Source organism: Kitasatospora sp. NPDC034035 (assembly GCF_055575755.1).
Genome location: NZ_JBVISA010000007.1, coordinates 1 through 19,733, shown reverse-complemented (window position 1 = coordinate 19,733; position 19,733 = coordinate 1). Strand labels below are relative to the sequence as shown.

At 73.6% G+C, this 19,733-nt stretch carries 16 protein-coding genes, 2 rRNA genes and 1 pseudogene; 10 read left to right on the top strand and 9 right to left on the bottom strand.

The annotated features are described in order from the left end of the window. Positions 1-113 precede the first annotated feature (113 nt). A complete protein-coding gene (locus ACZ52J_RS11845) occupies positions 114-1,109 on the bottom strand; it encodes an ArsR/SmtB family transcription factor (protein WP_465617826.1) in 996 nt (331 codons plus the stop codon). Between the two features lie 199 nt (positions 1,110-1,308). Beyond that, on the bottom strand, positions 1,309-1,899 hold the full coding sequence (locus tag ACZ52J_RS11840; protein ID WP_465617824.1) for an isochorismatase family protein: 591 nt from the start codon (positions 1,897-1,899) through the stop codon (positions 1,309-1,311). A gap of 141 nt (positions 1,900-2,040) precedes the next feature. On the opposite strand from ACZ52J_RS11840, the gene ACZ52J_RS11835 reads away from it, so the two are divergent. Then, positions 2,041-3,216, top strand: a complete 1,176-nt coding sequence (locus ACZ52J_RS11835) for a GlxA family transcriptional regulator (RefSeq protein WP_465617822.1) — start codon at positions 2,041-2,043, stop codon at positions 3,214-3,216. Here ACZ52J_RS11835 and ACZ52J_RS11830 read toward each other — a convergent pair. Both ACZ52J_RS11830 and ACZ52J_RS11825 read right to left on the bottom strand, forming a co-directional pair. Then, positions 3,197-4,684: a sensor histidine kinase gene (locus tag ACZ52J_RS11830; protein ID WP_465617820.1), complete on the bottom strand. Its 1,488-nt coding sequence runs from the start codon at positions 4,682-4,684 to the stop codon at positions 3,197-3,199. The genes ACZ52J_RS11835 and ACZ52J_RS11830 overlap by 20 nt on opposite strands. After that, the gene (locus ACZ52J_RS11825) at positions 4,681-5,400 is read right to left on the bottom strand and encodes a response regulator transcription factor (protein ID WP_465617818.1); all 720 of its coding nucleotides are present in this window, start codon (positions 5,398-5,400) and stop codon (positions 4,681-4,683) included. The genes ACZ52J_RS11830 and ACZ52J_RS11825 overlap by 4 nt, the downstream gene beginning before the upstream one ends. A 228-nt stretch (positions 5,401-5,628) precedes the next feature. On the opposite strand from ACZ52J_RS11825, the gene ACZ52J_RS11820 reads away from it, so the two are divergent. The 5 genes from ACZ52J_RS11820 to ACZ52J_RS11800 all read left to right on the top strand — a co-directional run bounded on the left by ACZ52J_RS11820 (position 5,629) and on the right by ACZ52J_RS11800 (position 11,070). After that, complete coding sequence (locus ACZ52J_RS11820; RefSeq protein ID WP_465617816.1) at positions 5,629-7,023, top strand: ferredoxin reductase family protein; 1,395 nt, start codon at positions 5,629-5,631, stop codon at positions 7,021-7,023. Between the two features lie 108 nt (positions 7,024-7,131). Next, on the top strand, positions 7,132-7,626 hold the full coding sequence (locus ACZ52J_RS11815; protein ID WP_465617814.1) for an FMN-binding protein: 495 nt from the start codon (positions 7,132-7,134) through the stop codon (positions 7,624-7,626). A gap of 7 nt (positions 7,627-7,633) precedes the next feature. Beyond that, entirely contained in the window at positions 7,634-8,410 is a 777-nt protein-coding gene (locus ACZ52J_RS11810) for an FAD:protein FMN transferase (protein ID WP_465617812.1), read from the top strand. Between the two features lie 274 nt (positions 8,411-8,684). After that, positions 8,685-10,343, top strand: a complete 1,659-nt coding sequence (locus ACZ52J_RS11805; protein ID WP_465617810.1) for a phytoene desaturase family protein — start codon at positions 8,685-8,687, stop codon at positions 10,341-10,343. Between the two features lie 109 nt (positions 10,344-10,452). Continuing rightward, positions 10,453-11,070 carry a TIGR03086 family metal-binding protein gene (locus ACZ52J_RS11800; RefSeq protein WP_465617808.1) on the top strand — a complete coding sequence of 206 codons (618 nt, stop codon included), beginning with the start codon at positions 10,453-10,455 and terminating at the stop codon, positions 11,068-11,070. 127 nt (positions 11,071-11,197) lie between these two features. Here the strand turns inward: ACZ52J_RS11800 and ACZ52J_RS11795 are convergent, their stop codons facing one another. After that, positions 11,198-11,905: a hypothetical protein gene (locus ACZ52J_RS11795; RefSeq protein ID WP_465617806.1), complete on the bottom strand. Its 708-nt coding sequence runs from the start codon at positions 11,903-11,905 to the stop codon at positions 11,198-11,200. A 443-nt stretch (positions 11,906-12,348) separates the two neighbouring features. On the opposite strand from ACZ52J_RS11795, the gene ACZ52J_RS11790 reads away from it, so the two are divergent. The 4 genes from ACZ52J_RS11790 to ACZ52J_RS11775 all read left to right on the top strand — a co-directional run bounded on the left by ACZ52J_RS11790 (position 12,349) and on the right by ACZ52J_RS11775 (position 17,049). After that, on the top strand, positions 12,349-13,251 hold the full coding sequence (locus tag ACZ52J_RS11790) for a nuclease (protein ID WP_465617804.1): 903 nt from the start codon (positions 12,349-12,351) through the stop codon (positions 13,249-13,251). Between the two features lie 176 nt (positions 13,252-13,427). Continuing rightward, complete coding sequence (locus tag ACZ52J_RS11785) at positions 13,428-14,672, top strand: MFS transporter (protein WP_465617802.1); 1,245 nt, start codon at positions 13,428-13,430, stop codon at positions 14,670-14,672. A 194-nt stretch (positions 14,673-14,866) separates the two neighbouring features. Beyond that, the gene (locus ACZ52J_RS11780) at positions 14,867-16,045 is read left to right on the top strand and encodes an alpha-hydroxy-acid oxidizing protein (RefSeq protein WP_465617800.1); all 1,179 of its coding nucleotides are present in this window, start codon (positions 14,867-14,869) and stop codon (positions 16,043-16,045) included. A gap of 299 nt (positions 16,046-16,344) precedes the next feature. Next, positions 16,345-17,049 carry a hypothetical protein gene (locus tag ACZ52J_RS11775; RefSeq protein ID WP_465617798.1) on the top strand — a complete coding sequence of 235 codons (705 nt, stop codon included), beginning with the start codon at positions 16,345-16,347 and terminating at the stop codon, positions 17,047-17,049. On the opposite strand, the pseudogene ACZ52J_RS11770 reads toward ACZ52J_RS11775, so the two are convergent. The 4 genes and pseudogenes from ACZ52J_RS11770 to ACZ52J_RS11755 all read right to left on the bottom strand — a co-directional run. Further along, positions 17,017-17,489, bottom strand: a pseudogene (locus ACZ52J_RS11770) (transposase). The gene ACZ52J_RS11775 and the pseudogene ACZ52J_RS11770 overlap by 33 nt on opposite strands. Positions 17,490-17,502: 13 nt before the next feature. After that, the gene (locus tag ACZ52J_RS11765; protein WP_465617796.1) at positions 17,503-19,227 is read right to left on the bottom strand and encodes a DUF885 domain-containing protein; all 1,725 of its coding nucleotides are present in this window, start codon (positions 19,225-19,227) and stop codon (positions 17,503-17,505) included. A gap of 166 nt (positions 19,228-19,393) precedes the next feature. Next, positions 19,394-19,510: ribosomal RNA gene (rrf, locus tag ACZ52J_RS11760) — 5S ribosomal RNA — on the bottom strand. 82 nt (positions 19,511-19,592) lie between these two features. Continuing rightward, positions 19,593-19,733: ribosomal RNA gene (locus ACZ52J_RS11755) — 23S ribosomal RNA — on the bottom strand; the annotation flags it as partial.

Genomic DNA, 19,733 nt, shown 5'->3' with positions numbered 1-19,733 from the left:
ACGCTCTCCGTCCCCGGCTCCCCGCACCTCACCGGGCGCCCCTCCGGGCCCCTGGCCGGAAACCACCGCCGGACGGGCGGCGGACGGGCGGCGGACGGCCAGCGGGGGCGGCGTCAGGCGAGGTCAGGCCCGGCGACCGGGGAGGGGAGGCGGCCGGCCAGGAGGGCCTCGCCGAGCGGGGTCGGCCGGTGGGTCACGGTGCGGCCGGTACGGTCCTTGACGGTGAGGCCGGAGTCGGCGAGGACGGTCGCGTGCTCGCTGGCGGAGGCGGTGGAGACGTCCAGGTGTGCCGCCAACTCCTTGGTGGAGCACGGGCCGTGGGTGGCGATGGCCTCCAGGGCGGCGGCCCGGGTCTGGCCGAGCAGGGCGGTCAGGGTGCGGCTGGCGGTCGGTTCGGACTCGGCACGCAAGGGTCCACCGATCCGGGCCGGGTAGAGGAGCACGGGCTGCTGCTCCGGGTCTTCGAAGCGGGCGATGACGGGGCGGCGGGGGCCGAACACGCAGGGCTGGAGCAGCAGTCCGCGGCCGTCCAGCCGCACATCGTGCCGGCACCGGTTCGCCAGCGGGAAGCTGAGCACCGGGCGGCGCCAGGACACCGCCGGGTGCAGCGAGCCGAGCACCTGATCCGGCTCGGTGATCCGGCGGCGCCGCCCGTGTTCGGTGGTGACGATGGTCTCGATCTGCCGCCGGTACGGGTCGATCGCCCGGGTCTGGTAGTCGGCGGTGACGTTGCCGAGCAGCTTCCTGGCCCGGCGGTCGCCCGCCGCCACGCCCCGCGCGAAGGCGCTCAACTGCCGCTCGCCGCCGACCGAGCGCAGGTGGTCGCGCAGCGGCGCCTCGGGCGCTTCGGCGGTGGCGCTCTCGGTGGCGCCCGGGTCTCGCCGCACGGCGAGGAACTCCGGGATCGCCGAGGGGGTGTAGAGGTCGAAGAGCAGCGCGGTCCGCGGGTTCCAGGACGCCCGCAGATGGTCGCGCCAGCCCTGGAAGCGCGGGTCGCGCAGCCCGCTCACCAGGGCGTGCACGCTGAGGGACAGCTCCATCGACATGTCCGGACGCTCCGCGACCCGGACCCGCGCCAGGTCGTCCGCACCGAAGAAGATTCGCAGCACGACCGCGATCGTCACCCCGGGAGCGGCCCCGACGCAAGACCGTTCGGCGAGAACCGAATCGTTTGCCTGCCGCCCGTTCGCCCGGCCAGGCTCGGGCTCCCGAGTCTCCCCTTCGAACGGGGTGTTCGGTCTCCGAACGGAGTGTCCGACCTCCGAACGGGGTGTCCGGGTGGCCCGAACACCCCCGCCCATTCTCGCCTCAGCCCAGGTCGGCCGGGGACTCCACCACGACCCCGTACAGGTCCCCGATCGTCGCCAGCGCGCCGCGGTGGACCTGGGCGGCGGTCAGCTCGGTGCCGCCCGACGGCAGCGGCCGGGTCGCGCTGGCGGCGGCCACCACGGTCGGTCGGTTGCCGCGCAGGAAGGCACTGGCCGTGGTGAAGGTGACGCACATGTGGGTCATGAATCCGGCGACGACGACGTCCTGGTGGCCGGCCGCGTCGATCAGTTCGCCCAGGTCGGTGCCGACGAAGGCGTCCGGGACCTGCTTGACCACCACGCGCTCGCCGTCGGCGGGCGCCACGCTCGGGTGGATCTGCCCGATCTCGGCCCGGATGTCGTACGGGGTGCCCTCGCCGCCGTCGTTGATCACGTGGATGACGGTGGCGCCGGCCGCCCGGGCCCGGGCGAGCAGGTCGGCGGCGGCGGTCAGCGCCTCCTGCCAGCCCTCCAGCTCCATCACGCCGCGTACGTAGGTGTTCTGGTAGTCGATCAGGATCACGGTCGCATCGCCGAGCGAGGCCGGCTTCTCGTCGAGTCCGCTGAGGGTGCGCAGGGTCGTCGTGGGCACAGCGGTGCCGCCTTTCGGGTTCGGAAGTCGGGGATTCGGCAGGTCACGCTCGGTGCGGTCTGCCGTTGAAAACGCTACGGGCGACGCTCGCATGTCGGCAATGCCATCTAACATGCAGATTCCGACATCGAGGGGGCGCCCATGGCAACCGAGACCGACAACGAAGCCGCGACCGGCACCGACACCGATTCCGACACCGGCACCGACACCGACACCGTCCGGCGGCTGATCGTCATCGTCCTGTTCGAGGGCGTGGACCTGCTCGACGTGACCGGCCCGCCCGAGGTGTTCTCGCTGGTCCGGCGGGAGACCGACGACGCGACCGGCTACCGGGTCGTCCTCGCCGCCGAGACCATGGCTCCGGTCACCACCGCGGCGGGCGTGCGGATCCTGCCCGACCTCACCTTCGACCAGGCCGCCGAGGGCGGCATCGACACCCTGCTGGTGCCCGGTGCGGTCGAGGTGGACGAGCGGCGCCGGGTCCGCGCGCTCACCGACCCCGCGGTGGTCGGGCGGGTCCGCGCGCTGGCCGCCCGCTCGCGCCGGGTGGCCAGCGTCTGCGTCGGCGCGCACCTGCTCGCCGCCGCCGGGCTGCTGGACGGCCGGCGGGCCACCACGCACTGGTCCACGGCCGGCCAACTCGCCGCCGAGTACCCGGAGATCGAGGTCGACGCCGACCCGATCTTCATCCGCGAGGGCGAGGTCTGGACGGGCGCCGGCATCAGCGCCTGCCTGGATCTCTCGCTCGCCCTGGTCGCCGAGGACTTCGGCGAGGAACTGGCACTGCGGGTCGCCCGCCAGCTGGTGATGTACCTCAAACGCCCCAGCGGCCAGAGCCAGTTCAGCGTCCCGCTGGAGCCGGTGTCGACCACCCGGCGGATCGAGGAGCTGCGCCACCACATCCTGCGCAACCTCTCCGGGCGGCTCACCGTCCCGGACCTCGCCGCCCACGCCCACGTCAGCGAACGGCAGTTGACCCGGATCTTCAAGACCGAGCTGGGCACCACCCCGAGCGCGTACATCGAGTCGGCCCGGGTCGAACTCGCCCGCCACCAGCTGGAATCGGGCGACGCCACGCTCGAACGCCTCGCCACCGCCTGCGGGTTCGGCACCGTCGACACCCTGGTGCGGGCCTTCCGCCGTCGCCTCGGCACCACGCCGACCGACTACCGGCAGCGCTTCCGCACCGGCACCGGCACCGGCACCGGCACCGTCGCCAGTCCGGCCGCCACATCGGCCCCCACCTCAGCCATCGCTACGGCGACCGGTACGACCACTACGACCGGTACGACCGCTGTCACGGCAACCGGACGGTGAACACCGTACGGCCCGGCCGGCTGGCCGCGGCCACCGTGCCGCCGTGCGCCTGGACGACGGCCCGGACGATCGCCAGCCCGAGGCCGGTCGAGCCGGTGGCCCGGGAGCGGGCGCGGTCGCCCCGGACGAAGCGCTCGAAGACGCGGTCGAGCAACTCCGGCGCGATCCCCGGGCCGTCGTCCGCGACGCTCAACTCGACTTGGCTGCCAGCCTGGTGGAGACCCAGCTCGACCCCGGTGCCCGGCGGGGTGTGGGACCGGGCGTTGGCCAGCAGGTTGGCCACCACCTGGCTCAGCCGGTGCTCGTCGCCGCGGACCAGGACCGGCTCCTCGGGGAGGGCGAGGCGCCAGCGGTGGTCCGGGCCCGCGGCGCGGGCGTCGGCCACGGCGTTGAGGGCGATCCGGGTCAGGTCCACCTCCTCCTCCGCCAGCGGGCGGCCGGCGTCCAGGCGGGCGAGCAGCAGCAGGTCCTCGACGATCGCCCCCATCCGCACCGCCTCGGCGTCGATCCGCTCCAGCGAGTGCCGGACGGGTGCCGGCACGGCCCCGGGGTGGCGCAGCGCCAGTTCGGCGTGGCCGCGCACGGCCGCGACCGGGGTGCGCAGCTCGTGGCTGGCGTCGGCGGCGAAGGCCCGCAGCCGCTCCTCGACGGCGTGGCGGCGGGCCAGCGCGTCGCCGACGTGGCCGAGCATCCGGTTGAGCGCCGCGCCGACCCGGCCGACCTCGGTGCGCGGGTCGTCGTCCGGCACGCGTTCGGCCAGCAGGACCTCGCCGCTGGCAAGCGGCATCTCGCTGACCCGTTCGGCCATACCCACCACCCGCCGCAGCGGGCGCAGCGACCAGCCGACCCAGAAGGCCCCGGCCGTACCGGCGGCCGCAACGGCGATCGCGAAGACCGTCAGTTCCAGGGTCTCCAGCCGCCGGACGGTGTCCTCGGCCGAGCGCAGCGGCAGGCCACTGACCAGCACGTCGCCGTCCCGCCCGGCGACCGCGCGGACCCGGTAGTGGCCCTGCGCCCCGCCGAGGTCGAGGGTGCGGGCCGCGCCGCCGACCGGCAGGGCGGCGAGCGCCCCCTGCTGGGCGGGGGTGAAGGTGATCCGGTCGTCCTCGTCGCCGGGGCCGTCCGCGTCGTCGGCGTCGCCGTCGACCACGCCCGCCCCGGTGACCCGGCCGCCGAGCAGCCGTACCCCGAGCGTGCCCGGGGTCTGCGCCCGGGTGTCGGGGCCGGCGCCCTGGCCGGCGTGCTCCAGGCTCGCGGCGTAGCGTCCGCCGGACTCGGCGAGCTGCTGGTCGAGGCGGTCGACGAGGAAGTGGCGCAGCGCGGCGGCGGTGGCGAAGCCGACGGCGGCGCAGGTGACGACGAGCAGCACCAGCAGGCCGGCGATCAGGCGGGCGCGCAGGGTGCGGGGGGTGCGAGGGATGCGGGGCGGCCGCCGGGCGCGGCGATCCCGCGCACCGCCCGGCCTCATGCCGCGGCCTTGATCAGGTATCCCGCGCCCCGCACGGTGTGGATCATCGGGCTGCGGCCCGCGTCGACCTTCTTCCGCAGGTAGCTGATGTACAGCTCGACGATGTGCGCCTGCCCGCCGAAGTCGTACGACCAGACCGCGTCCAGGATCTGCGCCTTGCTGAGCACCTGCCGGGGGTGGCGCATCAGATGGGCGAGCAGCGCGTACTCGGTCGGGCTGAGCTCGACGGCCTCGCCGCCGCGGGTCACCTCGCGGGCCCGGTCGTCGAGGACGAGGTCGCCGAGGACCAGCGCGTGCGCGGGCGGCCGGTACGGGGTGGTGGCGGGCGGGGCGGCCCGGCGCAGCAGTCCGCGCAACCGGACGACCACCTCGGCCAGGCTGAACGGCTTGGTCACGTAGTCGTCGCCGCCCGCCGCGATGCCCGCGATCCGCTCCTCGACCGCGTCCCGGGCGGTGAGGAACAGCACCCGCACCTCGGGCTGCTCGGCGTGGACCCGGCGCAGCACCTCCAGGCCGTCGAGGTCGGGCAGCATCACGTCGAGCACCACGGCGTGCGGCTGCCAGGCCGCGGCGGTCTCCACGGCGGCCAGGCCGGTGGTCGCGCCGCGCGCCTGCCAGCCCTCGTAGCGGACGGCGCCGCAGACCACCTCGACCAGGTCCGGTTCGTCGTCGACGACCAGGACGCGCCACTCCGGGCGGTCGGCGGTGTCGTCCATGGTGCTCCCTCGGGCTCGTGCTGGGCGGCGTTCATTCTGTACCGCCGCGATGAGAAACCCCTGAGACCCCGCGCAATCGTTCGTACACCAGCACAACTGCCATGACCTGGGCTGATGCCGATGCGCGAGGGCGCGGGGAGCGGGACCGTTCAGAGGCGGCTCAGAGCTTGCGGTGCGATCGTGGTCGGCCTCGGCGGCACTCGCCGCCGGGCGCTGAGGAGGTACCCGATGACCACTGCCGCCGCACCGAAGTCGCGGCCCGGTCCCCGGCGGCACGGGCCGCGACCGACACCCGCCGGCCGGGGGCACCGGGCCTCGCCTCGTCCGTCCTTCGCCCTGGACCCGGCCGTCGCGCTCGGCCTGATCTCCGCCGGCGCGCTCGGCGTGCTCGCGCTGTGGTGGGCGAGCACCCCGGCGGTCGTCGGCGCGGCCGGCTGGCTGACCGGCGCCGGGCGGATCACCGGGCTGCTGGCGGGGTACGCCGCGCCGTTGCTGCTCCTGCTGATGGCCCGGCTGCCGCCGGTGGAGCGCGGGGTCGGCGCGGACCGGCTGGCGCGCTGGCACGCGTTCGGCGGGCGCTGGCTGGTGGCCGCCGTGTCGGTGCACGTCCTGACGGTCGTCTGGGGCTACGCGCTGACCGACGGGCGCGGACCGGTCGGCGAGGGCGTGGAGATCGTCTTCCACTACCCCGAGATGATCAAGGCCACGCTGGGTACCCTGCTGCTGCTCGGCACCGGCGCGGTCTCCGCCCGGGCCGCGCGCCGCCGCCTGTCGTACGAGACCTGGTACTACCTGCACCTGGCCACGTACCTGGCGGTGGCACTCGCCTTCTCCCACCAGCTGGCCACCGGCGCCGACCTGGGCGGCGGCCCCGGTCAGGCCGCCTGGTACGCGCTCTACTTCGGCACGGCGGCACTGATCGGCTGGTACCGGCTGGCCCGGCCGTGGCTGCTCGACCGGCGGCACCGTCTGCAGGTCGCGGAGATACGGCCGGAGGGCCCCGGCGTGGTGTCGCTGTTCCTGACCGGGCAGCGGCTGGACGACCTCGGCGCCGAGCCCGGCCAGTTCTTCCGCCTCCAGTTCCAGGCGCCCGGCCTGCGCTGGGCCGCCAACCCCTACTCGCTGTCCGCACCGCCGCACCCGCGCTTCCTGCGCTTCACGGTCAAGGACCTCGGCGGGCACAGCGCCGCGGTCGCCGCCCTGCGCCCCGGCACCAAGGTGCGCGCCGAGGGCCCGTACGGCGCGTTCACCGGGCGGCGGCTGCGGCAGCGCCGGGTGCTGCTGCTCGGGGCGGGCGTCGGAATCACCCCGCTGCGCGCCCTGTTCGAGACGCTGCCGGGCGAGTTGACGCTGGTCCAGCGGGCCCGGCGGCCGGAGGACGTCCTGTTCCGGGCGGAGCTGGCCGAGGTCGCCCGGCAGCGCGGCGCGGTGGTACACGAGCTGGTCGGCCCGCGCGAACAGGTCGGCGACCTCGGCGCCGCGCTCGCCCGACTCGTTCCCGACCTCGCCGAGCACGAGGTCTACCTGTGCGGGCCGCAGGCGCTGACCGACGAGGCCGTCCACGCGCTGCGCGCGGCCGGGGTGCGGCCGCGACGCGTCCACCACGAGAGCTTTTCCCTCTGAGCCCGGCCGGGTCCCACCCAGTCGCACCCAGTCCCGCCGAGTCCGCCGAGTCCGCCGAGTCCGCCGAGTCCGCCGAGCCTTCCCGACTTCCGAGGAGCGTCGAAATCCATGCGCCGAGCCGTCGTCACCAGCGCCGCCACCGCCGCCGGGGTGGTGCTGCTGCTCTCCCTCAAACCGCACGAGGCGAGCGGACCGCCCCCGGTGATCGGCTCGGGGACGGGAGCCGGTTCCGCCTCGGGCACTGGTTCCGCCTCCGGTGCCGGTGCCGGTTCCGATGTGTCGGAGCCGTCGAACGCCGCCGGCCCGTCCGCGGCCCCCACCGGTGCCACCCGGAAGGTCAGCGGCGACACCGTCAACACCCGGTACGGCCCGGTGCAGGTCCAAGTCACCCTCTCCGGCAGCCGGATCACCGCCGTCGACGTGGTCAAGTACCCCAACGCCGAACGGCGCGACCGCGAGATCAACACCTCCGCCCTGCCCGTGCTCAACCAGGAGGCGATCTCCGCGCAGAACGCCGGGATCGACGTCGTCAGCGGCGCGACGTACACCAGCGACGGCTACATCCGCTCATTGCAGAGCGCCCTCGACCGGGCCAAGGGCTGAGGCAGCCGTGCTCCGCCACGCCGAGCCCGTGATGGGCACCGTGTTCTCGATCACCGTCCGTGACTCGGGCCCGGAGACCGCCGCCGCGCTGGGTCGGATCGTCGAGCGGCTGCACCGGATCGACGCGGTGTTCTCCACCTACCGGCCGGACAGCGACATCAGCCGCCTCGACCGCGGCGAACTGGCCCTGGCCGCCTGCGATCCGGACGTCCCCGCCGTCCTCGCCGCCTGCCGCCAGGTGGCCGCGGAGACCGACGGCTGGTTCACCGAGCGGCCCGGCGGCCGGCTCGACCCCAGCGGCTGGGTCAAGGGATGGGCGGTCGAGGAGGCGGCCGCGCTGCTGCGCTCCTCCGGCGCCCGGCAGTACTGCGTCAGCGGCGGCGGCGACGTGCAGACCGGCGGCGGGCCCTGGCGGATCGGCATCGCCGACCCCCGACAGCCGGCCCTGATCGCCGCCGTACTGGCCGGCCGGGGCCTCGCCGTGGCCACCTCCGGCACCGCCGAACGCGGCGCGCACATCATCGACCCACACACCGGCCGCCCGGCCACCGGCCTGGCCTCTCTCACCCTGGTCGGCGCCCCGGGCACCGGCATCGCCCGTACCGACGCCTGGACCACCGCCGCCTTCGCCATGGGCCCGGACCGCGCCCTCGCCTGGGCCGCCCTCCGCCCCGGCATCGAGGCGCTCGCCATCCTGCCGGACGGCACCAAGCGCTGGACCCCGGGCCTGCCCGGCCACCTCCCGGCGAGCGGCCCAGCAGACTGGCAGTCCGCCGTCGGCTGACGGCGGCGACATGCGGGGGCCTCATGAGGCAGCGCCATGACGTGAGCTCATGAGGTGACGCCATGAGGCAAGCTCATGAGGTGACGCCATGAACCGAACTCATGAGGCAGCGCCATGAGGCGAGCTCATGAGGCAGCGCCATGAGAGCCACCGCCGCGTCCTCGCCTACCTCCGCACCCGCGCGGAGCACCCCGCCCGCTGACCCGCGAAGGCAGCCTGCACAGGGAGTTGCACGGCTGTTCCGCGCTCCCCCGATGTGGCGTAGCGTGGCCGGATGAACACGAAGGCGTCCTCGCGGTACGACGTCGTGATCGTCGGCGGCGGGCACAACGGGCTGGTGGCCGCGGCGTATCTGGCGCGGGCCGGGCAGCGGGTGCTGGTGCTGGAGCGGCTGGCCCGGGTGGGTGGGGCGGCGGTGTCCGCGTCGGCGTTCCCGGGGGTGGACGCGCGGCTGTCGCGCTACTCGTACCTGGTGAGCCTGCTGCCGCGCAAGGTGGTGCGGGACCTCGGGCTGCGGCTGGAGCTGCGGCGGCGCCGGATCGCCTCGTACACGCCCACCGAGCGGGACGGGAAGCCGACCGGCCTGCTGGTGGACGCGGGCGACCCCGGCCGGACCCGGGAGTCGTTCCGGGCGCTGACCGGCGGCGACCGGGAGTGGCGGGCCTGGCAGCGTTTCTACGCGATGACCGGGCAGGTCGCCGAGCGGGTGTTCCCGACGCTCACCGAGCCGCTGCCCTCCCGCGCGGAGCTGCGCCGACGGGTCGCGGACGAGCCCGCCTGGCGGTCCCTGTTCGAGGAGCCGCTCGGCGCGGCGATCGAGCGGAGCTTCGTGGACGACCTGGTGCGCGGGGTGGTCCTGACGGACGCGTTGATCGGCACCTTCACCCACGCCCACGACCCGTCGCTCCGGCAGAACCGGTGCTTCCTGTACCACGTGATCGGCAACGGGACGGGCGACTGGGACGTGCCGGTCGGCGGGATGGGCGCGGTGACGGGCGCGCTGGCCGAGGCGGCGCTGGCGGCCGGCGCCGAGATCCGGACCGGCCACGAGGTCACCGCAGTCGCCGCCGCTCGCTACGGCGACAGTGACGGCCCCGGCCACCACCACGGCCACGGCGACGCCGAGGTGTCGTACCGCGACCTGGCCCGGGACGACGAGGGGACGGTGGTGGCGCGCCGGGTGCTGGTGAACACCGCGCCGGCGGTCCTGGCCCGGCTGCTGGGCGACGACCCGGGGCCCGCACCGGAGGGCGCCCAGCTGAAGGTCAACATGGTGCTGCACCGGCTGCCGCGCCTGCGGGACACCGCCGCGGACCCGCGCGAGGCCTTCGCGGGGACCTTCCACATCGCCGAGGGCTACCGGCAGTTGGCGGCCGCGTACGCGGAGGCACAGGCCGGCCGGATCCCCTCGGCGCCGCCGTCCGAGATCTACTGCCACACCCTCACCGACCCGTCGATCCTGGGCCCGGAGGCCGTCCGGCAGGGGCTCCAGACGCTGACCCTCTTCGGTCTGCACATGCCCGCCCGGTTGTTCGGCGACCCGGCGGCCAAGGACCGCGCGCTGGCCGGGAGCCTGGCGCAGCTGGACGCGGTGCTGGCCGAGCCGATCGCCGACTGCCTGGCCACGGACGCCGACGGCCGGCCGTGTGTGGAGGCCAGGACTCCGCCGGAGCTGGAGCGGGAGATCGGTCTGCCGGGCGGCCACATCTTCCACCGCGACCTGTCCTTCCCTTTCGCGGACGGGTCCTTCCCGTTCGGGGACGAGGACGGCGCCGGGGACGCGGGTGGCAGTGCCGCTGCCCGCTGGGGCGTGGCGACGGACCGCCCGAACGTCCTGCTGTGCGGCGCGGGAGCCGTACGCGGCGGCGGCGTCAGCGGCATCCCGGGGCACAACGCGGCGCAGGCCGTCCTGGAGGACCTGGCTCACGGCTGACAGGGAGTCGTCGGGCGAGCACCGACGGCGGCCGGTCCCCTCAGACCTGGCAAGTCGCTCCCGGTGGCGGAATACTGAGAGTGAGCAGGGCAGAAAGGGAGGCCCTCCAATGGAATGTCCGCACCCATCCGGGTTCCATGTCGAGGTCCGTGAACGCTACGTCGCCGCGGTGGCGGAGGTGACCCGCCTGGTGCGGGCCGTTCCGGAGGACGGCTGGACGGCGCCCACGCCGTGCCGGGACTGGGATGTCCACACACTCATGAACCACCTTGCCGCACAGCACCTTTGGGTGTGCCAGGCGGTGGCCGGCTACACCCCGGAGGCGATCGGCCACCGGTTCGGGGGCGACGTGCTGGGCCGCAACCCCGCCGGGGTATGGGCGATGGCCGCCGACACGGCGGTGCGCGCGCTCCACCAGCCGGGCGCGCCCGACCTGCTGGTGCACCTGCCGTACGGGGTGCGTGACGCCGGCGGCTACGCCCGTGAGCTGACCGCCGAGACCGTCGTGCACGGCTGGGACTTGGCGCGGGCGCTGGGCGAGAACGGCCGGATACCGCCGGACTCCGCCCGGTACGCGCTGGAGGAGTTCCAGGGCTACCACGACCTGACCGGCACCGGCCTGTTCGACCCGCCGCTCGCCAGCGCACCGGGCGCCGACACCCAGGACCGGCTGCTGGCCCTCACCGGCCGCGACCCGAACTGGTCCTACGACAGCACCATGCACTGACTGGCCGTCAGGAGAATTTCCCCTGCAGATGGTTGATCCCCGCGCCCGGATCCGGACGCGGGGACGAGGAGCGGCCCGTCGAGCCGTTGAGTCGTCGAGCCGTTCAACCGTTTCAGCCGTCGGACCGTCAGGCGCGGGCGAGCACCCAGGCGCCGAGGCCGTTGCAGCCGCCGGCCGAGTAGGTGGTGGCACGGAAGCCGGGCGGGACGGGCGAACCGGGGCAGGTCCACAGGCCGACCCGGGCGATGTTGTGGTACCAGGATCCGGCGCCGTCGCAGCCGCCCTGCTGGTGGCCGGTGATGACGTAACCGGCGACCACCGGGGAGCCTGAGCAGGTCCAGATCCCGTCATGCGGGAGGCCGTGCTGCCAGGAGCCGATGCCGCCGCAGCCTGCCCGCAGGTGGTTGGTGATGACGTACCCGGGCACGACCGGCGAGCCGGAGCAGGTCCATATGCCGTCCTTGACGAGGTTGTGGCGCCACGAGCCGATGCCACGGCAGCCGGACGTCAGGTGGTCGGTGATCACGTAGCCGGCCACCACCGGGGAGCCTGAGCAGGTCCAGATGCCGTCCTTGACCGGCTGCTGGTACCAGGAGCCGAAGCCGCCGCAGCCCGCGCCGTCGTGGTCCGTGATGACGTTCCCGGCGTCGACGGGCTGCCCGGAGCAGGCCCAACGGCCCGCGGGCCACGCGGGCTTGGCCTCCGCCGAGGACATGCCGGAGACCGTGCCGCCCAGGACGACGGCCGCGACCAGGGCGAACGCCGCCGCAGCGGCTCCGATCCCCCTGCCGACGACCGCGGCCGCCGCGCGCTTCCACAGCTGACGGACATTCATTGTCGAACCACTCCAGTCGGATCGGGGGCAAGGGGAGCGTCCCGCCCGCCGGGGTGCCCGGCGGCGGAACGAGAGTCACCCTACGGGGAGGCGGAGTGAGAGTTCGGTGGAGGTTCCAAGAAATCCACTCCGGGGATCACCTTGTCCGAAAGCCGTCACGACCGCCGACCCCCGCGGCCCCCAACGGCCAACGGCCGACCCGCGCAACCCGGCGCCCGATCCTCACCGCCCGATCCTCGCCGCCCGCTTCTCACTGCGCGTGACCACCTCCCCCCGGGGTGACATCGCGGCCGGACGGGCGCATGGTGGAAGGAAGGACGATGCGGACGACTGCCACCGGATCCGCCGCCCGAGGCCCCCGCCAGGCCCGAACACTTCGCATGCGGACAGAGCGTCGGCCCGGTGCCCCGGCGGTGGCGTCCTGTCAGATCCGGGAGGCAGACATGTCCATGGTGCTCATCACCGGCTCGTACCAGGTCCTCCACGACCGACCCGACGGCGACACCGTCCACTTCCTTCCGCAGGACCCGGGCTTCTGGTGCGACGTCCCCGGCCGCAACCGGGTCAAGCGCGACGAACACGGCGGCGCCTCACTGCGACTGGACGCGATCGACGCCCTCGAGACCCACTACCAGGGCGTCGGACCGGACTTCGCGCACCAGCCGCTCGGGCTCGGCGCGCACGCCGCCCGCGACGAACTGCTGAAGTGGCTGGGCTTCACCGACATCGTGCAGGACAACGAGGAGAAGGTCACGGCCTCGACGCCGGCGGCCGTCCCCGGCTACATCCTCACCGGCGGCGCCGACGTCTTCAACCGCTGCGTGGCGCTGGTCGGACGCGGCGCCCCGCCGAGCGTCGGCGACCCCCCGAAGCCTGCGAGGAGCGGCTTCCGGCTGGACGTCACCCCCGACATGCTGCACGACACCGTCAACCACCACCTGCTCTCGCTCGGGCTGGTCTACCCCACCTTCTACCAGAACCTCCCCGACAACCTGCGGGCCGACCTGACCGCCACCGCGCAGCAGGCCCGCACGGCCAAGGCCCCCGACAGCGTCTGGCTGCACGACGTGACCACCTCCGGCGTGAAGGTCGAGAACCTCGAATCGATCACCGAGGACCTCGTGATGCTGCCGAAGCTGTTCCGCCGCCTCGTCGACTACGTCCGGCTCTTCGGCTCCGACCTGGGCTGCCTGCCCGCCTTCCTGGCCGGCGGCGCCGACGAGTTCACCCTCCCCGACCACCCCAAGCCACCCCTCGTCGGCCTGCAGCACGTGGTCGAGATCAGCAACACCAGCACGGTGCGGATGACCCGACCCATCGAGGACCTGCTGTTCATCGAGAAGTAGCCGAGAAGCAGCCGGCCCGGCCGACCCGCCGTCAGCCCGCCAGCCCGCCGGCCACCGGCCGCCGGCCCGTCAGCGCATCAGCCCGGACGTTGAGGTCGGATTCACGCCAGCCCGACCCCCTGCCCGCTTGGTGGACTTCGTGACACGAACCACCACTCACGGACAGGACCCCCGGCATGGCCGACACCGCCCTCCACCCGTCCCCGCGCACCCCGGACCCCGCCGGCAGCCGACCGAACTCCCGGGCGCGGGACGGTGGTTGGCTCGCCGTCCTCGCCGTCACCACGGGCGTGTTCGCCATCGTCACCACCGAGATCCTGCCGATCGGCCTGCTGAGCCCGATCGGGGCCACCTTCCGGATCTCCGACGGCACGGCCGGGCTGATGATGACGCTGCCGGGCATCGTGGCCGCGGTCGCCGCGCCCGTGGTGACCGTCGCGACCAGGCGCGCCGACCGGCGGACCATGCTCTGCGCCCTGCTGCTGCTCCTGGCCCTGGCGGACCTCCTCAACGCGCTCGCCCCCGCCTACTGGGCCGTGTTGACCGCCCGGGTCACCCTCGGCCTGGTGATCGGGGCCTTCTGGTCGATCGGCTCGGGGCTCGCCCCGCGCCTCGTCCCGGAACACCGGCAGGCCCGGGCCAACACCGTGGTCTTCTCCGCCGTTCCGCTCGGCTCGGTCCTCGGCGTACCGGCGGGCGTGTTCCTCGGCTCCCTCGCCGGCTGGCGCACCGCCTTCCTCGCGATGGCCGCGCTGACCCTGCTGACCCTGGCCGCCCTCGTGGCCTCGCTGCCGCCGCTCCCGCCGGTGACCACCACCGGCCTCGGCGTGCTGCGCGGGCTGCTGGCCGGGCGGGGCACCCGCACCGGCCTCGCGGTGACCTTCCTGATCGTCCTGGCCCACTTCGCCAGCTACACCTACGTCACCCCGTTCCTCACGGCCACCACCCACGCCGGACCCGGCCTGGTCACCGGCCTCCTACTCGCGTACGGCGCCGCGGGACTGCTCGGCAACGTCCTCGCCGGCGGCCGCGCCGCGCGGGCGCTGCGCCCGGTGTTCGCCGCGGCCGCCGTGCTGCTCGCCTCCTCGACCCTGCTGCTGCCCCTGCTGGGCACCGGCGGCCCGGGCGCCGCCGTCCTGCTGACCCTCTGGGGCGTGGCCTACGGCGCCGTCCCGGTCTGCTCCCTGACCTGGTTCCTCGCCGCGGCCCCGCACGCCCCGGAAGCGGCCGGCGTGGTGTTCACCTCGGGGTTCCAGGCCACCCTCTCGCTCGGCGCCCTGACCGGCGGCCTCGTGGTGGACCACTCCTCCCCCGCCACCGTCATGGTGCTCGGTGGCGCCGTCGCCCTCCTCGCCGCCGCCACCGTGTGGGGGTACGGCGCCCGGATCCGGCCCGCTTCGATGCCCGTGCCGCACCGCTGACACCGCCACCGGCCGGCCGCCCCCTGGTCAGGGCCGCGGTCCGTGGCGAGAATGCCGGAGCGCCATCCGTCCCTCCCGACCGAGAGCGCGGACGGGCGGGCGGACGGGCGGACGGGCGGCGCCACCGACCGGAACTGTCCGGGGCGGAAGACGGCACGTGACGGCGAGTGACGGCGAGAGGGACGGTGACCGGCATGGACCCCGAGTTCGGCACACGGTTCGGCGACTACCAGAACGAGATCTACCTCAACGGGCTTGCCGGCGTGCTGCCGACGATGCCGATGACCTTCACCGAACTGGAGGCGCGGGCGCGTTCGGCGCTGGCGCCGTCCGTCATCTCCTACGTCGCGGGCGGCGCGGGCGACGAATCCACCCAGCGGGCGAACGTCGTCGCCTTCGACCGGTGGGGCCTGGTCCCGCGGATGATGGTCGGCGCGAGCCGGCGGGACCTGTCCGTGGACCTGTTCGGGATGCGTCTGCCCTCGCCACTGTTCATGGCGCCCGTCGGGGTGATCGGCCTGTGCGCGCAGGACGGCCACGGCGACCTCGCCACCGCCCGGGCCGCCGCCCGCACCGGGGTGCCGATGGTCGCCTCCACCCTGACGGTCGATCCGCTGGAGCGGGTGGCCGCCGAGTTCGGCGACACCCCCGGGTTCTTCCAGCTCTACACCCCCACCGACCGGGCGCTCGCCGAGAGCCTGGTCCACCGGGCGGAGGCCGCCGGCTACCGGGGCATCGTCGTCACCCTGGACACCTGGACCACCGGGTGGCGCCCGCGCGACCTGGCCACGGGCAACTTCCCGCAGCTGCGCGGCCACTGCCTGGCCAACTACACCTCCGACCCGGTCTTCCGCGCCCGCCTCGCCAAGGCGCCCGAGGAGGATATGCAGGCCGCCGCCCTGGAGTGGATCGGCGTCTTCGGCAACCCGCTGACCTGGGCGGACCTGCCCTGGCTGCGGTCACTCACCGACCTGCCGATCCTCCTCAAGGGCATCTGCCACCCCGAGGACGTCCGCCGCGCCAAGGACGGCGGCGTGGACGGCGTCTACTGCTCCAACCACGGCGGCCGCCAGGCCAACGGCGGCCTGGCCGCGCTCGACGCGCTGCCAGGCGTGGTCGAGGCCGCCGACGGCCTGCCGGTCCTTTTCGACTCCGGCATCCGCTCCGGAGCCGACGTCGTCAAAGCCCTCGCGCTCGGCGCCACGGCCGTCGGCGTGGGCCGCCCGTACGCCTACGGCCTGGCCCTGGAGGGCACCGACGGCATCGTGCACGTGCTGCGCGCCCTGCTGGCCGAGGCCGACCTGATCATGGCCGTCGACGGCTACCCCACGCTCGCCGACCTGCGCGCCGAGGGCGCGCTGCGCCGGATCTGACACCTCGGCGGAACAGGCCCCGGCGGGGGCGGGCGGTTTCTCTGCGCCCTCCCCACCGGAACCCGCCCGGCCCGCCGAAGCCCGCTAGGCCACGTCTCTCCGATCATCTGACTTGTTGTCCCTGCGCGACTCGACAGGATCTTCGTGCCCGTCAGATCGCTGCAACCAGATGTGGTGTGGGTGGTAACCCTGTCCCACTGGGCGAGCTCCGGCAGAATCTGGATGCCGCACCGGCTGCCCGACTGGTAGCGTCGGGATCTTCACCGGTCCGCCGGATGGAGTACCCGGGCAGGATCCCCATGACCGACCCACACCGTCGACTCAGGAACGCACTCGACGCACTGGACGTCGCCTTCGCGCCCCTCGCATCGGATGCAATCACCTTTGGCGGCTGCACCCACTGCTACGCCGACAGCGACCTCGCGGCCCTCGAAGGGCCCGTCGACCAGGTGCCGGATGACCTGATCTCCTCCATCGCGGCCAAGTCGGCCGGCCACTGGGATGACTTCCCCGCGCTGTATCGCCGAATGACGCCCCGGATCGTACGGCTCCTGGCAACCGACCAGCTCCACGTCGATCACGGGCTGATCGCCTCCCGGCTGGTCGCCGCAGGTTGGCACGACTGGCCCGTCCCTCAGCGGGACGCACTGGAGCAGGTCTGGCACGCCTGGTGGCGCTCGACTCTGCACGAACACCCCAGCCCCGCGTACATCATGGGGGTGTTGGAGACCATCGCCGTCAGCACCCGCACCCTGGCACCATGGCTGACGATCTGGGCCGACACCCGGACGGAAGCGGCAGACCGGCACCTGGACGACGCCCTCGACGACTGGCTCTTCGAGACGCGACTCACCAACCTGCGGCTGGGCTTCTACGACGAGCTGGATGCCACTGCCGAACTGGTGCCCTGGCTGCTCTCCCTGGGCGCTGCCCGGATCGGGGCCGCCCGGTTCTTCGAGGTGGAACGGATTTCACTCGGCCAGGCCATGCCCCACCATTCGTGAGCGGAGCCAGATGATGATGGCCGCGAAGGTCACAGTGCCGAGAAAAACGTGGCCGCACTTGTCCTAGCGGGTGGCCACGGCCCGGAAACCCTTGAGCCTGTTGATCGCTCGCTCGACGACGTTGCGCTTCTTGTACCGCTCCTTGTCGAAGCCGGGAGGCCGACCGCCGCGGGAGCCACGTGTCACGCGGTTGGCCGCCTGGTCCGCCTTCTCCGCTTGTGGACGGTCTTCCACGGGCCGAACCGCTCCGGCAGGTCGCACCACTGCACGCCCGTCCGAACTCGGTGCAGGACACCGTTGATCACCTGCCGATGGTCCCGCCACCTGCCGCAACGTCCATTGCTCACGGGCAGGAGGGGCTCCGGCCTGGCCCATTCCGCGTCCGTCAGATCGCCGCGACCAGTCACACCAAGCTCACGATCCGATGATCGGAGAGACATGGCCCAAGGCCCGCTAAGGCGCACTGTCGGCAGCCAGATCGTCGAGGCCGAGCGACCCCCGGGAGAGCACGCGCGTGTGCCAGGCCCGGAGGTCGAAGCCGGGGCCCAGACGGCGCCGGGCCGCCTCCCGGCTCCGCAACCAGGCCCGCTCGCCCAGCTTGTAGCCGATCGCCTGGCCGGGCCAGCCGAGGTAGCGGTCGATCTCGCTGGTGCGGCGCCGGATGTCGCTGCCGTGGTGGGCGGCCATGAAGTCGGTGGCGAGCTCCGCGGTCCAGCGTTCGCCGTCGTGGCCACTCCAATCGCCGGTGGCGGAGCCGGCGGGGACGGTCAGCTCCAGGTGCATGCCGATGTCGACGATCACCCGGATGATCCGCAGCATCTGCTTGTCCAGGTAGCCGAGGCGCCGAGCGGGATCGGTCAGGAAGCCCAACTCGTCCATCAGGCGCTCGGCGTACAGCGCCCAGCCCTCCTTGTCGGCGCTGACCGCGCCGAGGGTGATCTGGTAGCTGCTGAGACGGTCGGCGGAGGCCGTCCACCGGGCCGTCTGCAGGTGGTGCCCGGGAACGCCCTCGTGGTACCAGGTGCTGACGAGCTGCCAGGTCGGGAAGGAGCGCCGACCGAGGGCGGGCAGATAGGTGCGGCCCGGACGGCTGAAATCGAGGCTGGGCCCGTTGTAGTACGGCGCGCCCGAGCTTCCCGGCGGCGCGATCCAGGTCTCCACCCGGCGCAGCGGGCCCGCGATGTCGAAGTGGGTGCCGTCGAGGGCGTCGATCGCCTCGTCAGTGATCTGCTGGAGCCAGGCGCGGATGTTCTCCTCGCCCTCGATCGCGTGACCGTCCCGGTTGAGGTGGTCCATGGTGGCCCGGACGCCCGCCCCGGGCAGCACGCGCTCGGCCTCGGCCCGCATCTCGGCGACCGTCCGGTGGAACTCCTCCCACGCCCAGGCGTACGCCTCGGCCGGGTCGACCTCGGCGCCGTTCGCCCAGCGGGCGGAGCGCAGGTAGCGCTCCCGGCCGACGGCGTCCGGAGTGCCGTCGGCGGCGGGCAGGTAGGTGTCGCGCAGCCAGTCACGGAAGCCCGCCACCGCGGCGGTCGCACGGACGGCGGCCGCGTCCAGTTCGGGCCGCAGCCGGGCGGGTCCACCCGCCACGAACCCGGTGAACCAGCCGGCGCCGCCCCCGTCCTCACCGGTCCAGGCCGCCAGTTGGGAAAGGACTGCGCGGGCCTGCCGCGGCGCACACAGCAGCCCGCGGGCAATGCCCTCGGCCAGGGTCGCCCGGTAGCCGTCCAGCGCGCCGGGCACGTTGCGCAGCCGCCCGGCGATCGCCGCCCAGCTCGCGTCGGTGTCGGTCGGCATCATGGTGAAGACACCGCGCACCTTGTGCAGCGGCGAGTTGACGTTGCGCAGCTGCCGGAAGTGGTCCCCGGCCTCGTGCACGGCGAGCTCGGCGGTCAGCCGCTCCCGCAGCAGACGGGCGCAGTCCCGTTCGGCGGTGTCCTCGGGAGTGGCCCCGGCGGTGTCCTCGGGGATGCCGGTGGTCCGTTCGGCGGCGTCGAGCGCGGCCAGTGTCCGCCGGGCCGGGTCGGCGAGCGCTTCGAAGCCCTCCGGCGACAGGTCCGGCAACCGGTCGTCCTCCGGGTGCAGCCCGAGTCTGGTCGAGGTCGCCGGGTCGAGCGCGGCGATCTGCGCGACGTGGTCGTCGGCGATCCGGCGGAAGGTCCTCGTCATCTCGGGCATGCGCCCATGCTGGCGCACCGGCCGGGGCGCTGTCACCGGCGCAGAACGCCCCCGCGCCGGCCCGGGGCCCTACGACCGGAAAGGCCGCCCGGAAATCGCCCGGGTACCGTCCGGAAATGCGAAGAACCCCCATCCGGGATCCGGATGGGGGCTCTTCTGAAAGATTGTTCGGCGGCGTCCTACTCTCCCACAGGGTCCCCCCTGCAGTACCATCGGCGCTGTAAGGCTTAGCTTCCGGGTTCGGAATGTAACCGGGCGTTTCCCTCACGCTATGACCACCGAAACACTATGAAACTGTCAACCGCACACCCGAAAATTTCCGGGCGGGTCGTTGTTTCAGAACAACACAGTGGACGCGAGCAACTGAGGACAAGCCCTCGGCCTATTAGTACCGGTCAACTCCACCCCTCACAGGGCTTCCATATCCGGCCTATCAACCCAGTCGTCTACTGGGAGCCTTACCCTCTCAAGGAGGTGGGAGTGCTCATCTCGAAGCAGGCTTCCCG

Coding starts and splice junctions, on each gene's coding strand:
- ACZ52J_RS11795 (WP_465617806.1), bottom strand. CDS start 11,905: ATGAATGTCCGTCAGCTGTGGAAGCGCGCGGCGGCCGCGGTCGTCGGC.
- ACZ52J_RS11785 (WP_465617802.1), top strand. CDS start 13,428: ATGGCCGACACCGCCCTCCACCCGTCCCCGCGCACCCCGGACCCCGCC.
- ACZ52J_RS11790 (WP_465617804.1), top strand. CDS start 12,349: ATGTCCATGGTGCTCATCACCGGCTCGTACCAGGTCCTCCACGACCGA.
- ACZ52J_RS11820 (WP_465617816.1), top strand. CDS start 5,629: ATGACCACTGCCGCCGCACCGAAGTCGCGGCCCGGTCCCCGGCGGCAC.
- ACZ52J_RS11825 (WP_465617818.1), bottom strand. CDS start 5,400: ATGGACGACACCGCCGACCGCCCGGAGTGGCGCGTCCTGGTCGTCGAC.
- ACZ52J_RS11815 (WP_465617814.1), top strand. CDS start 7,132: ATGCGCCGAGCCGTCGTCACCAGCGCCGCCACCGCCGCCGGGGTGGTG.
- ACZ52J_RS11780 (WP_465617800.1), top strand. CDS start 14,867: ATGGACCCCGAGTTCGGCACACGGTTCGGCGACTACCAGAACGAGATC.
- ACZ52J_RS11830 (WP_465617820.1), bottom strand. CDS start 4,684: ATGAGGCCGGGCGGTGCGCGGGATCGCCGCGCCCGGCGGCCGCCCCGC.
- ACZ52J_RS11775 (WP_465617798.1), top strand. CDS start 16,345: ATGACCGACCCACACCGTCGACTCAGGAACGCACTCGACGCACTGGAC.
- ACZ52J_RS11835 (WP_465617822.1), top strand. CDS start 2,041: ATGGCAACCGAGACCGACAACGAAGCCGCGACCGGCACCGACACCGAT.
- ACZ52J_RS11800 (WP_465617808.1), top strand. CDS start 10,453: ATGGAATGTCCGCACCCATCCGGGTTCCATGTCGAGGTCCGTGAACGC.
- ACZ52J_RS11805 (WP_465617810.1), top strand. CDS start 8,685: ATGAACACGAAGGCGTCCTCGCGGTACGACGTCGTGATCGTCGGCGGC.
- ACZ52J_RS11765 (WP_465617796.1), bottom strand. CDS start 19,227: ATGCCCGAGATGACGAGGACCTTCCGCCGGATCGCCGACGACCACGTC.